This window comes from Falsiroseomonas sp. RANM36 (assembly GCF_056682175.1).
On the sequence record NZ_JBWXTD010000041.1, the window covers coordinates 1 to 534 of the forward strand.

General features: G+C 53.9%; 1 pseudogene. It reads left to right on the forward strand.

Annotated features, from left to right (window positions below):
* Positions 1-166: 166 nt before the first annotated feature.
* Positions 167-361 (forward strand): annotated as a pseudogene (locus AC1MIR_RS27755) (hypothetical protein); the annotation flags it as partial.
* Positions 362-534: the final 173 nt, after the last annotated feature.

Consider the following 534-nt stretch of genomic DNA (forward strand, 5'->3'; position numbering starts at 1 on the left):
AAAATACTCCAATTGGCGATGGCCCTGTCCTTTTACCAGACAACCAATACCTGTCGACACAATCTGCCCTTTCGAAAGATCCCAACGAAAAGCGTGACCACATGGTCCTTCTTGAGTTTGTAACTGCTGCTGGGATTACACATGGCATGGATGAGCTCTACAAATAATGAATTCGAGCTCGGTACCCGGGGATCCTCTAGAGTCGACCTGCAGGCATGCAAGCTTGGCACTGGCCGTCGTTTTACAACGTCGTGACTGGGAAAACCCTGGCGTTACCCAACTTAATCGCCTTGCAGCACATCCCCCTTTCGCCAGCTGGCGTAATAGCGAAGAGGCCCGCACCGATCGCCCTACCCAACAGTAGCGCAGCCTGAATGGCGAATGGCGCCTGATGCGGTATTTTCTCCTTACGCATCTGTGCGGTATTTCACACCGCATATGGTGCACTCTCAGTACAATCTGCTCTGATGCCGCATAGTTAAGCCAGCCCCGACACCCGCCAACACCCGCTGACGCGCCCTGACGGGCTTGTCT